Consider the following 14,160-nt stretch of genomic DNA (forward strand, 5'->3'; position numbering starts at 1 on the left):
CGCGCTCACTGCTCCCCTCCCGCCTGCGGGAGGGGTCGGGGGAGGGGTTGATGGGCGATGCCGGTATCCAGACCGCCCTCCCCCGACCCCTCCCGCAAGCGGGAGGGGAGGTACTCACCGACCCGCTGGATTTCCCATTCCAACGTCACCCCCGAATGCGCCTTCACTCTGTCCCGTACCTCTTCACCCAGCGCCTCGATCTCCGCGCTCGACGCGGACCCGAGGTTTAGCAGGAAATTGCAATGCTTCTCGCTGACCTGCGCATCGCCGCGAGTCAGCCCCCGGCACCCGGCCGCGTCGATCAACGCCCAAGCCTTGTGCCCCTCGGGATTCTTGAACGTCGAGCCGCCGGTGCGCGACCGGAGAGGCTGCGAAGCCTCGCGCTCCGCCGCGATCCGGTCCATCTCCGCCCCGATCACGGCAGGCTCGCCGGGCGTGCCGGAGAACACGGCTTCGACCACAACGGCTCCCGCGGGCAGGTCCGAATGACGATAGGTGAAACCGAGTTTATCAGCAGGCCAGACTTCGACCGAACCCTCCCGCGTCACCACGGTAGCCTCGACCAGGATATCGCTGACATCGCGACCGTAAGCGCCGGCGTTCATCCGAACCGCACCGCCGACCGTCCCCGGAATCCCGCGCAAGAACTCAAGCCCCGCAATCCCAGCGTCCCGCGCGGCACTGGCAACGGTAATCCCCATCGCCCCCCCGCCTGCGCGAACGCGGCCGTCCTGAACCGAAACTTTCGCCATAGCCTTGGGAAGCCGCACCACGACCCCCGGTACACCGCCGTCGCGCACGATCAGGTTCGAGCCTACGCCAACGGGAAGCACTGGAGTCGAAGGATCGAGAGTCTTTAGCAACCCCGCAAGATCATCGACATCCGAAGGCCGCACCAGCCACTCCGCCGGGCCACCGGTACGAAACCAGATAAAGTCGGCCAGACTGCCATTAGCCGTCAGAGACCCGCGCAAATCCTCCCCGGCACGGGGAGGGGGACCGCCGAAGGTGGTGGAGGGGGGCCCGCCCAAAGCGTTAGGCTCGCGGACAACCCCCTCCACCATGCTTTGCATGGTCCCCCTCCCCGTCCCGGGGAGGATCTGCGACGCACCACTCACGCCAGCACCTTTGCGCGCTCAGCGGCGATCGCGTCGGCCAGACCGGCAGCCCACTTCGTGATGTCGCCAGCGCCGAGACACACGACCATGTCGTCCGCCTCGATCGTCGCCGCCAGTTCCACCGCCAAAGCATCCGCGTCCGCGACCACACCCGCGAACCGGTGCCCGCGCCGCTTCAACCCCTCGACCAAAGCCGCCGCATCGACGCCCTCCACAGGCGCCTCGCCCGCCGCGTAAACCGGCGTCACCAACACCCGGTCGGCATCGTTGAACGCGGTCTGGAAATCCTCCATCAAATTGCCCAACCGCGAATAGCGATGCGGTTGCACCACCGCGATCACGCGGCCCTTCACGCCCTCGCGCGCTGCCGCCAGCACCGCCCGAATCTCGACCGGATGATGCCCGTAATCGTCGATGATCGTCACGCCAGCCACTTCACCGACCTTGGTGAACCGGCGCTTCACGCCACCGAATTTGGCAAACCCCTGCTGGATTGTCGCATCCGCGATCCCCAGCTCCAGCGCCACGCCGATCGCTGCCAGCGCATTCTGGACGTTGTGCCGCCCCGGCATCGGCATCTCGATCCCCGAAATCGTCCGCGTCGCGCCGTCACGCTCGCGCACCACGCAATCGAACCGGTTGCCGCCCGGGATCGGCGTGACCTCGACGCCGCGGACATCCGCCTGAGCCGAAAAACCATAGGTCACCACGCGACGATCGCGCACCCTTGGCAGGATCCCCTGCACCTCCGGGTGATCGAGGCACAACAACGCCGCGCCGTAAAACGGCACGTTCTCGACGAACTCGACGAACGCATCCTTCACGGCGTCGAACGAGCCGTAATGATCGAGATGCTCGGGATCGATGTTGGTGACGACCGCGATCGTCCCGTCGAGCCGCAGGAAGCTGCCGTCGCTCTCGTCCGCCTCAACCACCATCCAGTCGCTCGCGCCCAGCCGCGCATTCGACCCATACGAGTTGATGATCCCGCCGTTGATCACCGTCGGATCGACCCCGCCCGCATCGAGCAGCGCCGCGACCATTGAGGTCGTCGTGGTCTTCCCATGCGTGCCAGCCACCGCGACGGTCGACTTCAACCGCATCAGTTCGGCGAGCATTTCCGCGCGGCGCACGACCGGCACGCGCGCATTCAATGCGGCCTCGACCTCCGGGTTCGAGCGCACGATCGCGGTCGAGACGACCACCACCGCGGCGTCGCCGATGTTCGACGCAGCGTGACCGATCGCCACCGGAATGCCCTTGTCGCGCAACCCCTGCACGACATAGCCCTCGGCCACGTCCGAGCCCTGCACGCGGTAGCCGAGATTCTTCATCACCTCGGCGATGCCCGACATGCCGATCCCGCCGATGCCGACGAAATGGATCGTGCCGATATCCGTTGCGACGCCCTTCATGCGAACTGCGCCTTGGGCTTGGAGGGCGCGCCGACCGGAATGCGCGACAGTGGCGCATCCAGGCTCTCGACCAGATCGGCGAGATCGCTCGCAGCGTTCGGCCGCCCGCAACTCCGCGCACGCCCTGCCGCATTCTGCAACGCCGCCGGATCGAGCCCGAGTTTCTGCATCTGCTTGGCCAGTTCCACTGCGGTAAAGTCTCCCTGCGCGATCGTCCGCGCGCCGCCCGCCCGCGTGATCTCGCGCGCGTTCACGGTCTGGTGATCGTCGGTCGCACCCGGCAACGGGACCAAAATTGCCGGCCGCCCGGCCGCGGTGAGCTCCGAAATCGTCGACGCCCCCGCGCGCGCGATAACGAGATGCGCCCAGGCCAGTTGCTCGGGCATATCGGGCAGATACGTTGCCAGCTCGGCCGGAATATGATGCTCGGCGTACTTCGCGCGGACCGCATCGATATCCTCGATCCGCGCCTGATGCGTTACCTGCAACCGCCGACGGAAGGTCACCGGCAGCATCGCCAGGCCGTCGGGCACGACCTGCGACAGGATGCTCGCCCCCTGACTCCCGCCGGTCACGAGCACACGGAAGATGCCGTCTTCTTCCAGCAGCGGATAAGGCCGCGAGCGCAGCACCAGCACCGCCTCGCGCACCGGGTTGCCGACCAGATGCGCCTTGCCCAGCAGCTTCGGCGCGAGGCGCTCGGTCGGCTCGGACGAGGTCGCGATCGCGTCCACCCGCCCCGCGACGAACCGGTTCACGCGCCCCAGCACCGCGTTCTGCTCATGCACCGCAGTCGGGATCTTGTCCGCGAATGCCGCCAGCAACGCCGGCAGTGCAGGATAGCCGCCAAAGCCGATCACGGCGGCCGGCTTGAACGTCCGGTACAGCTCGCGCGCCATCGCCCGTCCGCGCCACATCTCCCGCGTGGCCCGAGCCCAGCCGAGCGGCCCGCCGGTAAAGCGTCCCGCTGGCAGGACATGCGTCTGGATATCCTCGAACAGCCCCGGAAACCGCACGCCGCGCGCATCGCTGACGAGCGCGACACGGTGGCCGCGCTTGGTCAGTTCAGCCGCGAGCGCCGCTGCCGGGACCATGTGTCCACCCGTGCCACCGGCTGCGAGGACGTAATGCTTACTCATTCACCACTCCAGCGGACGACATAGGGGCTCCGCGTGAGAAACGGATTGCGCCGGGTAAACGCCAGCAGCAACCCCATGCCGACCGACAACGCAATCATCGACGACCCGCCATAGCTGATGAACGGCAGCGTCATACCCTTAGAGGGCGCGAGGCCGGTGTTCACCGCCATGCTGACCAGCGCCTGCGCGCCGAACTGCGTGGCGAGGCCCGCGGACGCCAGAAGCTTAAATTCATCTTGCTCGTCCAGCAGCTTAACGAACACGCGCACCACGATCGCGAGGAAGATCACGGCGATTACCGAACACGCGATCAGCCCGAATTCCTCGCCGATCACCGAGAAGATATAGTCGGTATGCGCCTCGGGCAGTCCAAACTTCGCCGCACCCGCGCCCGGCCCCGTCCCGGTCCAGCCGCCCGCGGTCAGCGTATTATGCGCGGCATTCGTCTGGAAATGGTCGCCCGCGCCCTCGCCCTCGACCCCGGGAAACAGGAACGCATCGATCCGCGATCGCGCCACGCCGTAGAAGATATAAGCCGCGACCAGCCCGGCCGGCGCCATCGCCATCAGCCCGAACAGCACCTTTGCCGGCGTCCCCGCGATCATCAGCAGCGTCATCCATACCGTACAGAAGATGATCGTCTGGCCGAAATCGGGTTGCAGCATCAGCAGCACCGCGACGCCCGCGGTCATCGCGCCGGTGATCAGCACGGTCGGCAGCTCGGCATCCTTCGCCCGCAACGACAACAGCCACGCGACGGTGACGATGAACAGCGGCTTCAAGAACTCCGACGGCTGGAACTGCGCGAACCCGACGCCGAGCCAGCGGCGTGCGCCGTTCGCCTCGACCCCGATGAACGGCGTCACCATCAGCATCAGCACGAACAGCGCGCACCCGCCGATCGCCATCCGCCGCGCCATCGACACCGGCATCATCGACACGCCGAACAGCACGGGGAGCGACACGCCGACCCACATCAACTGCCGCCAGAAATAATAAAGTGGCGCAATCTTGTGATGCTCGCCCGAATAGCGGACCGCACTCGCCGGCGACGCCGCCGCGACCGCGATCAGCCCGATCGCGATCAGGAACAGCGTCAGCAGCAGCAGCATCCGGTCGATGTCCCAGAACCACGTGCCGAGCGGCGACTGGTCGCCCCGCCCGCCGCGCCGCTTCATCTTCGCGACGATCCCGTTCTTCTGTCCGGACACACCCATATCCATGGTCCCAGCGCGCATATCGGTCATGCCAGCGACTCCACCGCAGCGCGGAATGCCGCCCCGCGCGCTTCGTAATCGCCAAACTGGTCGAAGCTAGCACAAGCGGGGGATAACAACACCGTGTCGCCGGGCTTGGCGTTGGCGGCGGCGCTGCGGACGGCGGCGTCGAGCGTGCCGACATTCTCGACGGACATGAAATCTTTCAAAATCTCGGCGAACCTCGGCCCTGCCTCGCCGATCGCGTAGGCGCGGACGACGTGACCGAACGCTGGCTTGCACGCGTCGAGGTCGTCGCCCTTAGCGCGACCGCCGACGATCCAGTGGACCCGGTCGAACGCGGCGAGCGCCGGCGCGGTGCTCTCGGGGTTGGTCGCCTTGCTGTCGTCGACATAGGCGACGCCGCCATACGAGGCGATCTGCTGCATGCGGTGCGGCAGGCCGGTGAAACTGGTGAGGCCACGATCGATATCGACCTCGCTCACGCTCAGCGCCTTCACGACGGCAATCGCGGCGAGCGCGTTCTGCGCGTTGTGCGGCCCCTGGAGCGCGGGCCAATTGCCTTGGAACAGGCATACGCCCGGCGCGATCTTGGTGAGATGCTCGCTCTTCGCCGACAGCCCGCGCGCGATCTGCGCAGACGGCGCATCGCCGATGCCGATGACCGCGTCATGCTCGGCCGACTGCATCGCGAACAGCCGCGCCTTGGAGGCCGCATAGCCTTCGAACCCGTCATAGCGGTCGAGATGATCCGGCGTGATGTTGAGCAGCACCGCGACGTCGCAATCGAGCGTCTGCGTCAAATCGATCTGGTAGCTCGACAGTTCGAGCACATAGACGCCGCCCTCGGGCAGCGCCTCCTGTTCGAGGATCGGCAGGCCGATATTGCCGCCCATCAGCGTCGGGACACCGGCGGTCTTGAGGATGTGATGCACAAGTGCAGTGGTGGTCGACTTGCCATTGGTGCCGGTGATGCCGACGACCTTGTGCGGGGGGAGGTCGCCGCGGGCCTGCGCGAAGAGTTCGATGTCGCCGATCACGGGGACGTTGGCGGCGCGGGCCGCAGCGGCGAGCGGGTGCGTGTTGAGAGGCACTCCTGGCGATACGACTAAAGCGTCAAAGCCGGAGAGATCGTCAAGCGGTGCGACTTCTAAAAGCCCTCTCCCCTCCGGGGAGAGGGAGCAAATACGTCGCGCTTTGCTTCGTCGGAGTCCCAAGCAACCACGCTCGCCCCACCAGCCACCAACGCCCGCACAGTCGCAGCCCCAGACCGCGCCAGTCCCAGCACCGCATAGCGTTTCCCGCGCCAGGCCTTCGCGACAATCACCGCAGCTTCAACGTCGAAAGGCCGACCAGCGCCAGCACCAGCGCGATGATCCAGAAGCGAATCACGACGGTCGCCTCGGCCCAGCCGAGCTGTTCGAAATGATGATGGATCGGCGCCATCCGGAAGACACGCTTGCCGGTGCGCTTGTAGAAGAACACCTGGATGATCACCGACAGCGCCTCGATCACGAACAGCCCGCCGATGATTCCCAGGACGATCTCGTGATGCGCGACGACCGCGATGGTCCCCAGCGCACCGCCCAAAGCCAACGACCCGGTATCGCCCATGAACACGGCAGCTGGCGGCGCATTGAACCACAGGAATGCGAGCCCCGCGCCGACGATCGCTCCGCAGAAGATCGCCAACTCACCCGCGCCGTTGACGTGAGGAATGCCGAGGTAACCGGCAAATTTAGCGTTCCCGACCAGATACACGATCACCATGAACGCGACGCTGGCGATGATCACCGGCATCGTCGCCAGCCCGTCGAGCCCATCGGTCAGGTTCACCGCATTGCCGAACGACACGATCGTGAAAGCGGCAAAGACCGGGAAGAACCAGCCCAGATCGAGGTACATGCGCGACGTGAACGGCAGATACAGATGCGGCCCGTTCTGCGACATGATGATCGTCGCGGCGATCCCGGCGATCGCGAACTCGAGCAGCAGCCGCGTCCGCCCGCTGATCCCCGCGGTGCTCGCCTTACGCACCTTGTCATAGTCGTCTAGGAACCCGATCGTTCCGAAGCCCAGCGTCACGAACACGCACGCCCAAACATACGGATTGCTCAGGTCCATCCACAAGAAGATCGCGAGGCACATCGAGGTCAGGATCATCAGCCCGCCCATCGTCGGCGTGCCGCGCTTCGACAGATGCGACTGCGGGCCGTCGGCGCGGATCGGCTGGCCCTTGCCCTGCCGCACGCGCAACCAGCCGATGAACTTCGGCCCGATGATCAGGCCGATGATCAGCGCGGTCGCGACCGCACCACCGGTCCGCACCGTCTGGTAACGGATGAGGTTCAGCAGGCCGGGAAACCCCAGATGCTCGGCGAGCCAGTACAACATTCAGTTAATCCCGCCTTTGAGGCCAGCTTGAAGACCAGCCACGACGCGAGCGAGGCCCACCCCGTTCGATCCCTTGACGAGCACGACATCGCCCGGCGCCAGGATCGTCCGTAACGACGCGAGCGCGGCCGCAGCGTCGCCCACATGGACGGTTTCGATCTGTCCCTCAAGCACCTGCGCTAACGGCGCCATCGCTTCACCGACGAGCAGCGCCATTTCGACGCGGGCGGCGAGGATGGGGTCGGCTAGGCCGGCGTGATAGTTGTCGGACCCTTCACCCAGCTCGCGCATCTCGCCGAGCACCGCGATGTGCCGACCCGGCTCGTGGCCGAGGACGCTGAGCGTCGCGCGCATCGAGGCCGGGTTGGCGTTGTAGCTCTCGTCGATCACCACCGCCTGCCCGTCGCCGACCTCGACGAGCGACCGCGCACCGCGACCTTGCAGCCCACCAAGCTCGGCCAGCGCGAGCCCGGCCAGCCCGAGGTCGCCCCCGGCTGCCTGCACGCACGCCAGCACGCCAAGCGCATTGGACACCCAGTGCGCGCCGGGGTGCGCGATCGTGAAGCTCAGCTCATGCTCGGCCCCCTGCCCCATCCGAGCGGTGACGAACGTCCCGCCCGTCGGCAGCCGCATCGCCTCGATCGCGCGGACGTCGGCACCCTTTTCGCTGCCGAACGTGACGACGTGCGCGGCATGCGGCGCGGCGTGTCCGAGCAGCCGGTCGCGGTGCGGGCTGTCGTAGGGGACGATCGCCGTTCCGTCCGGTTCGAGCCCGGCGAAGATCTCGCCCTTGGCGTCGGCGATCGCGCTTTCGTCTGGGAAGAACGCAGTATGCGCCGGCGCGATTGCGGTGATCATCGCGATGTGCGGCCGGACGAGCTGGGTCAGCTCGGCGAGTTCACCGGCATGATTCATCCCCATCTCGAACACCCCGAACTTCGCGTCGCGCGGCATCCGGGCGAGGCTGAGCGGGACGCCGGTGTGGTTGTTGTAGCTCTTGACCGAGCGATGCACGTCGCCGGGTGCGGCGCGGTCGAGGCAGGCGAACAGCGCTTCCTTGGCGCTGGTCTTCCCGACCGAACCAGTCACGCCGATGATCTTCGCGGACGAGCGCGCGCGGCTGGCGGCGCCAAGCGCGTTTAATGCGGCAAAACTGTCCGCCACGAGCACGTGCGGGTGGTCGCAGGGTTCGGAGACGATCGCGCCCGCCGCGCCTTGTGCGAAGGCCTGATCGAGGAACAGGTGTCCGTCGCTGGCCTCGCCCTTCATCGCAACAAAGAGATCGCCGGGCCCAACTTCGCGCGAGTCGAACGCAACGCCAGTGACGGCGAAGTCACCAGACGCCACACCACCGGTAGCCGCTGCGATCTCGGCCGAGGTCCAGAGACTCACTGCTCCCCTCCCGCCTGCGGGAGGGGTCGGGGGAGGGGCTGACCAAACAGACCGGACGCCAGTACGTACGTCACGCCCTCCCCTAGCCCCTCCCGCAAGCGGGACGGGAATGACGATGTCGTGCTTTTCACGCTGCGCACTCCCGCGCAACGGTCACGTCGTCGAAGGGGAGGACCATGTCGCCGACGATCTGGCCTTGTTCATGCCCCTTGCCAGCGATCAGCACGATATCCTCGGGCCCAGCCTCGCGCACCGCCGCGCCGATCGCAGCCCGCCGGTCGCCAATTTCCTCAGCCCCCCGCGCACCCTTCAGGACGTCGCAACGGATCGCGCGAGCGTCCTCGGTCCGCGGGTTGTCATCGGTGACAATCACGCGGTCGGCGTGCTGCACCGCGACCTGCCCCATCGTTTCGCGCTTGCCGGTGTCGCGGTCGCCGCCCGCACCGAACACCACGATCAGCTTTCCGCCAGCATGCGGTTTGAGCGCGGCGATCGCGGCTTCCAACGCGTCCGGGGTGTGGGCATAGTCGACGTAGACCGGGGCACCCGACTTCGCGATTACTGCCCGCTCCAGCCGCCCACGCACCGGCTGCAACCGCGCGAGGTTGGCGATCGTCGCGGCCACATCGCCGCCTGTGGCAATCACCAGCCCGGCCGACACCAACGCGTTCGCCGCCTGGTAGGCGCCGATCAGCGGCAAGGTGACCTTATAAGTCTGGCCGTCGGCCTCGATCGTCAGCCCCTGCCCGAGCAGCGTCGGATCGCGGCCCACGAGCCGCAGAGTCTCGCCCTGCGTTCCGACCGTGATCAGCCGGTTGCCACGCTCCCGCGCCAGATCGATCACCCGCGCCGATTGCGGATCATCCGCCCACACCACCGCAGCGCCGTCCGTCGACAGCACTTCGGAGAACAACCGGATCTTGGCGGTGAAGTACGCCGCCATGTCGCCGTGATAGTCGAGATGGTCGCGGCTGAGGTTCGTGAACGCCGCCGCGGCCACCTTGAGCCCCTCTGTCCGATACTGCGTCAGGCCGTGGCTCGACGCCTCGAACGCCAGGTGCGTGACGCCCTCACGCGCGAGCCCCGCCACGTTCGACAGGAACGTCACCACATCCGGCGTCGTCAGTCCGGTCGTCACCCGCTCGTCCGCCGTCGTAACCCCCAGCGTCCCGATCGAGGCGGCATGAAACCCGGCCATCCGCCACAGCTGGCGCGTCATCTCGACACACGACGTCTTCCCGTTCGTCCCCGTAATCGCGACCGACGTCTCGGGGAACGGCGCGAAGAACTTCGCCGCCAGTTGCGCGAACCGTTCGCGTGGGTTGTCGTCGGCGATGTAGGTGGCACCCTCGACCGTCAGCCCAGGCCGAGCCACCACCGCGATCGCACCCGACCGCACCGCGTCCCCGATATAATCCTCGCCATTCACGCGCGCGCCTTCGAACGCGCCGAACACCGTGCCCGGCGCGACCTTGCGGTGATCGATCGCGAACCCCGTCACCTGCGCCTCTTCCGTCCCGTCGGTCAGCGCTGCGAGTTTCATGCAATAGTCCTCATTGCCCGGTCGGCTGTGTACGCGACGGGTCCTGCCACAAAGTCGGCAGGATGTCAGACTCGTCGATGTCGCGGTGCGCGTCGGGCACCACGCCCAGGATCGCACCGACGCGCGAGATCGTCCGGCCCACCACCGGCGCGGTATTCCACGCCGCGGTCTTCCACCCGGCGGTTTCCTTCGTCCCGAGCGGCGAATCGAGCATCGCCAGCACGACATAGCGCGGCGCATCCATCGGGAACGCCGCGGCAAACGTCGCCACGTTGCGCGAATGGTCATAGCCACCCGAGACCGCCGCCTCGGCCGTCCCGGTCTTGCCCCCGACGCGGTAGCCCGGTGCATCGCCCTTGCGCCCCGTACCGCGCTGCACGATCAGCCGCAGCATCTGCCGCATCCGCGCGCTGGTCTGCTCGCTGATCACCCGGCGACCGGCAACCGCATGCCCCGGCGCGACCTTCAGCAACGTCGCCGGCCGCCAGATCCCGCCATTGACCAGCGCCGCATACGCGCTCGCCAGATGCAGCGGGGTCACCGCGATGCCGTGGCCGTAGGCGGTGGTCATCGTCGTCGTCCGCGCCCAGTATTTCGGCCACAACGGGCGGCCCTTCTCGCGCAGTTCGATATCGGGCTTTGTATCGAAACCGAGCTTCTTGAACATAGCCTGCATCTTCGCGGGCCCGACCTCGTCGGCGACACGCGCGGTGGCGATGTTGGACGAGTAGATCAGCGTCTCGGCCATGTTGAGCCAGCGCTTCGGATCGCCGCGCTCGTCGTGGATCGTGAAGCGCCCGACCTGGAGCGGATGCGTCGCATCGAAACGCCGCGCGAACGATGTAACGACACCCGTGTCCATTGCGGTCGCCATCGTGATCGGCTTAAACGTCGAGCCGAGTTCGAACACGCTCTGAGTCGTGATGTTGCGGAGCTGTTCGCTGCCCGACATGCCGACGCGGTTGGGGTTGAAGGTCGGCAGCGAGACCATCGCGATCACTTCACCGGTCGCCACGTCGAGCACGATGCCGCCAGCGCCGCGCGCGGAAAACGTCGTCATCGCGCGACCAAGTTCGCTCTCCATCGCCGCCTGGACACGGTTGTCGAGCGACAGCGCGACGGGCGTGCCGTTCAGCGCAGGATTGGTCAGCCGCTCGTCGAGCACGCGTTCCATCCCGCTCATGCCGTGGCCCGCGGTCGACAGGAAGCCGAGCGCATGCGCCGCCATCGTCGATTGTGGGTAGAGCCGCTGCGTATCGCGGTCGAACACGATTGCGGGTTCGCCGATCGCATTGACCTGCTCGACCAGCGCCGGCGACGCGCGCCGCTGCAGATAGATGAAGCTCTTGCCCGACGTCAGCAGCGCATAATAATGCGCCTGGTCGCCCGCTTCGGGCATCAGCGCGGCGAGCTTGCTGGCGATCTCGGTCGGATCGCCGATCAGCTTCTTCGGATGTACCGCGATCGTCCACGCATCGATCGTCCGCGCGAGCGGTGCGCCGTTGCGATCGACGATGTCGCCGCGCGCCGCGATCGCCTCCGAGCGCGCCTGCGGATCGGCGAGCGACGCCTGCACCGCCAGCATCCCGAGCCGACCGACCACCACCAGCACCGCTGCTCCGAACAGGAACATCAACATCATCAGGCGCGTGTGCGCCGTCGCCACCAGTGCATGACGCTGGTTGGCGCTACGTTGCTGCGAGACGGGCCGGGCGACCAAGGCGGTCACCGCCGCTTACGGCTCTCGGAGCGGGCGCCGCTCATGATGTCGCCCAGCGTCGTGTCGGACAACAGCTTCCGGTCGAGCATCGCGACCGCCTGCGGCCGGACCTTGGCCACTGCCGCCAGGCGTTCGGTCTTGGCGGCACGGACGAGTGCGGCCTCGGCCGAGCGCGGCGTCGATACCGACGCGCGGATCACGACCGGCTTGAGCGCGGTCTTGGACGCAGCCTGGATCGCGACGTTCATCGCGCGCGGCGCAGTAACCTGCGCCATCTGGACCGGGGCGACGGGCGCAAGCTTCACGACGGGCGGAGCGGCAGTGACCGGGACGATCGAGGTGGAAACGACGGACCCCGCCCCCGACGGCACGAGCAACGCGGCGGTCTGGACCCCGTCGGCGCGCAGGCTGTTGACGTCGAGCGCCGCGAGCGCGGCCTCGCTCACGACGAACTGGCCCGCCGTCGGTGCCGACAGTGCCAGCGTATCGCCGTTCCAGCGCTCGAGCTGCGCGAGGTTGCCGCGCGTGTCGAACTCGGTTTCCAGCGCGCGGATGTCGCGCTGCGCGGAGCGGATCTGACCATTGACCGCCTCCAGCTTCTTGCGCTCGGCGGCGACCTGCAGCGACACGAGGTAGAAACCGAGCACGACGGCCACGCAGCCCCCGAACCAGCCCACACCCTTCATCCGATACGCCGCCGTCATGTCGTCACCTCTTCCGTCCAAGGTTGCGCGGAGGTCCGCCGCGCCGTCCGTAATGTCGCCGAGCGCGCACGCGGGTTGCGTGCGATCTCGGCCTCGCCGGCGCGAACACCGCGGCCGACATGAGAAAAACTAGGTTCCGCAACGGCTTTCACCTGCGGAAGATGACGCGAACCTGAAGGCGAGCCACCGGACCGCGTGCGCAGGAAGCGCTTCACCATCCGGTCCTCGAGGCTGTGGAACGTCACGATCGCGAGCCGACCGCCGGGCTTCAGCACGCGCTCGGCCGCCAGCAATCCGTCGGCCAGTTCGCCCAGCTCACGGTTCACATGGATGCGGATCGCCTGAAACGCGCGCGTCGCGGGGTCCTTCTTGTCGTGCGCCTTGTAGCCGAGCGCGCGGCGGACGATGTGCGCCAGCTCGCCGGTCCGCGTCAGTGGGCGCGCCGCGACGATCGCGCGCGCGACACGTCGCGACTTGGGCTCGTCGCCATATTGATACAGCACGTCGGCGATCTCGTTCTCGTCCGCCTCGTTGACGAAATCCGCCGCCGACATGCCGGCCTGCGCCATCCGCATGTCGAGCGGGCCATCCGACTGGAACGAGAAGCCGCGCTCGGCCTGGTCGAGCTGCATCGACGACACGCCGATATCGAGCGTGACGCCATCGACCGGTGCCAGCCCGCGCGATTCGAGTTCGGACGCCATCGCCGAGAAGTCCGCGGCGACCAGCGTCAGGCCTTCTTCGGCCTCTTCGATCGCGCGACCATTGGCGATCGCGTCTGGATCGCGGTCGAACGCGACGATCCGCGCGCCCGACTTGAGCAACGCCAGCGTGTAGCCGCCCGCACCGAACGTGCCGTCGACCATCGTCTCGCCGGGCTCGGGGGAAAGCGCGGCAAGAACTTCGTCGAGCAGGACGGGGATATGCGGAGCGTCGGGGGAACTCACAGTTGCACCCCCTTCTCGGCCATGTAGAAGCGCGCCATCTCCTTGACGACGGGGGGCATGCCGTCGGTGGCGATCAACGTCGCGGGGTCCCAGATCTCGATGTAATCGAGCACGCCATAGAAGAACGCATGGCCCTTGATGCCCGCATAGAAGCGCGGGAACGCGGGCATGATGAAGCGACCGGAACCGTCGAACGGCACCGCTTCGCCGGACGCGGCGGCGCGCTTGATGTTGTAGTCGTACTCGCCGTTCTCGGTAGGATTCTCGGATTCGCGGCGATCGAGGCGCTCGGCGAGGATGTCGACGTAACCAGGATCATACGCGACCAGGCAGCGATTCTTCTGATGCGCGCCGATGATGATGGTCCCGCCGTCCTTGCCGTTCGCCTTTGGCGCATTTGCCGAGAGCATCGTGCGGAGTGCCGAGGGGATGGCTACCCGGCCCTTGTCGTCGACAAGGCCGATACCGTCTCCTTGATAGCGACCCCGTACCGACACGCCAAAACCCTTCGAACTGGCGCGCACGCTTCACCGCTTCGAAAAGCAGCCATCGCTACGTTTCGACCGCGTTT

At 67.0% G+C, this 14,160-nt stretch carries 12 protein-coding genes; all 12 read right to left on the bottom strand.

What is annotated here, in order from left to right:
- Nucleotides 1-5: 5 nt before the first annotated feature.
- Nucleotides 6-974: a UDP-N-acetylmuramate dehydrogenase gene (murB, locus tag U1763_RS10155; RefSeq protein WP_332755126.1), complete on the bottom strand. Its 969-nt coding sequence runs from the start codon at nucleotides 972-974 to the stop codon at nucleotides 6-8.
- 140 nt (nucleotides 975-1,114) lie between these two features.
- A complete protein-coding gene (murC, locus tag U1763_RS10160; RefSeq protein ID WP_192974380.1) occupies nucleotides 1,115-2,533 on the bottom strand; it encodes a UDP-N-acetylmuramate--L-alanine ligase in 1,419 nt (472 codons plus the stop codon).
- Nucleotides 2,530-3,672, bottom strand: coding sequence for an undecaprenyldiphospho-muramoylpentapeptide beta-N-acetylglucosaminyltransferase (gene murG, locus U1763_RS10165; protein ID WP_332755127.1), 1,143 nt, complete (start codon nucleotides 3,670-3,672; stop codon nucleotides 2,530-2,532). The genes murC and murG overlap by 4 nt, the downstream gene beginning before the upstream one ends.
- A complete protein-coding gene (locus tag U1763_RS10170) occupies nucleotides 3,669-4,850 on the bottom strand; it encodes an FtsW/RodA/SpoVE family cell cycle protein (protein WP_132739552.1) in 1,182 nt (393 codons plus the stop codon). Before U1763_RS10170 ends, murG begins: the two co-directional genes overlap by 4 nt.
- 65 nt (nucleotides 4,851-4,915) lie before the next feature.
- A complete protein-coding gene (gene murD / locus U1763_RS10175) occupies nucleotides 4,916-5,983 on the bottom strand; it encodes a UDP-N-acetylmuramoyl-L-alanine--D-glutamate ligase (RefSeq protein ID WP_443026910.1) in 1,068 nt (355 codons plus the stop codon).
- 229 nt (nucleotides 5,984-6,212) lie between these two features.
- Complete coding sequence (mraY, locus tag U1763_RS10180) at nucleotides 6,213-7,283, bottom strand: phospho-N-acetylmuramoyl-pentapeptide-transferase (protein ID WP_332755128.1); 1,071 nt, start codon at nucleotides 7,281-7,283, stop codon at nucleotides 6,213-6,215.
- Entirely contained in the window at nucleotides 7,284-8,675 is a 1,392-nt protein-coding gene (locus U1763_RS10185) for a UDP-N-acetylmuramoyl-tripeptide--D-alanyl-D-alanine ligase (RefSeq protein ID WP_332755129.1), read from the bottom strand.
- Nucleotides 8,676-8,802: 127 nt separating this feature from the next.
- Nucleotides 8,803-10,218, bottom strand: coding sequence for a UDP-N-acetylmuramoyl-L-alanyl-D-glutamate--2,6-diaminopimelate ligase (locus tag U1763_RS10190; protein ID WP_332755130.1), 1,416 nt, complete (start codon nucleotides 10,216-10,218; stop codon nucleotides 8,803-8,805).
- Between the two features lie 10 nt (nucleotides 10,219-10,228).
- On the bottom strand, nucleotides 10,229-11,947 hold the full coding sequence (locus tag U1763_RS10195; protein ID WP_332755131.1) for a peptidoglycan D,D-transpeptidase FtsI family protein: 1,719 nt from the start codon (nucleotides 11,945-11,947) through the stop codon (nucleotides 10,229-10,231).
- Nucleotides 11,944-12,642, bottom strand: a complete 699-nt coding sequence (locus tag U1763_RS10200; RefSeq protein ID WP_277982332.1) for a hypothetical protein — start codon at nucleotides 12,640-12,642, stop codon at nucleotides 11,944-11,946. The genes U1763_RS10195 and U1763_RS10200 overlap by 4 nt, the downstream gene beginning before the upstream one ends.
- A complete protein-coding gene (gene rsmH / locus U1763_RS10205; protein ID WP_332755132.1) occupies nucleotides 12,639-13,589 on the bottom strand; it encodes a 16S rRNA (cytosine(1402)-N(4))-methyltransferase RsmH in 951 nt (316 codons plus the stop codon). The genes U1763_RS10200 and rsmH overlap by 4 nt, the downstream gene beginning before the upstream one ends.
- The gene (locus U1763_RS10210) at nucleotides 13,586-14,086 is read right to left on the bottom strand and encodes a division/cell wall cluster transcriptional repressor MraZ (protein WP_332755133.1); all 501 of its coding nucleotides are present in this window, start codon (nucleotides 14,084-14,086) and stop codon (nucleotides 13,586-13,588) included. Before U1763_RS10210 ends, rsmH begins: the two co-directional genes overlap by 4 nt.
- Between the last annotated feature and the right edge of the window lie 74 nt (nucleotides 14,087-14,160).

The organism is Sphingomonas sorbitolis (assembly GCF_036663875.1).
Taxonomy (GTDB): domain Bacteria; phylum Pseudomonadota; class Alphaproteobacteria; order Sphingomonadales; family Sphingomonadaceae; genus Sphingomonas.

Bases quoted from the DNA above. Each gene is read 5' to 3' on its own strand.
- murC (WP_192974380.1), bottom strand. From the start codon at position 2,533: ATGAAGGGCGTCGCAACGGATATCGGCACGATCCATTTCGTCGGCATC.
- murG (WP_332755127.1), bottom strand. From the start codon at position 3,672: ATGAGTAAGCATTACGTCCTCGCAGCCGGTGGCACGGGTGGACACATG.
- U1763_RS10190 (WP_332755130.1), bottom strand. From the start codon at position 10,218: ATGAAACTCGCAGCGCTGACCGACGGGACGGAAGAGGCGCAGGTGACG.
- U1763_RS10200 (WP_277982332.1), bottom strand. From the start codon at position 12,642: ATGACGGCGGCGTATCGGATGAAGGGTGTGGGCTGGTTCGGGGGCTGC.
- mraY (WP_332755128.1), bottom strand. From the start codon at position 7,283: ATGTTGTACTGGCTCGCCGAGCATCTGGGGTTTCCCGGCCTGCTGAAC.
- U1763_RS10170 (WP_132739552.1), bottom strand. From the start codon at position 4,850: ATGAAGCGGCGCGGCGGGCGGGGCGACCAGTCGCCGCTCGGCACGTGG.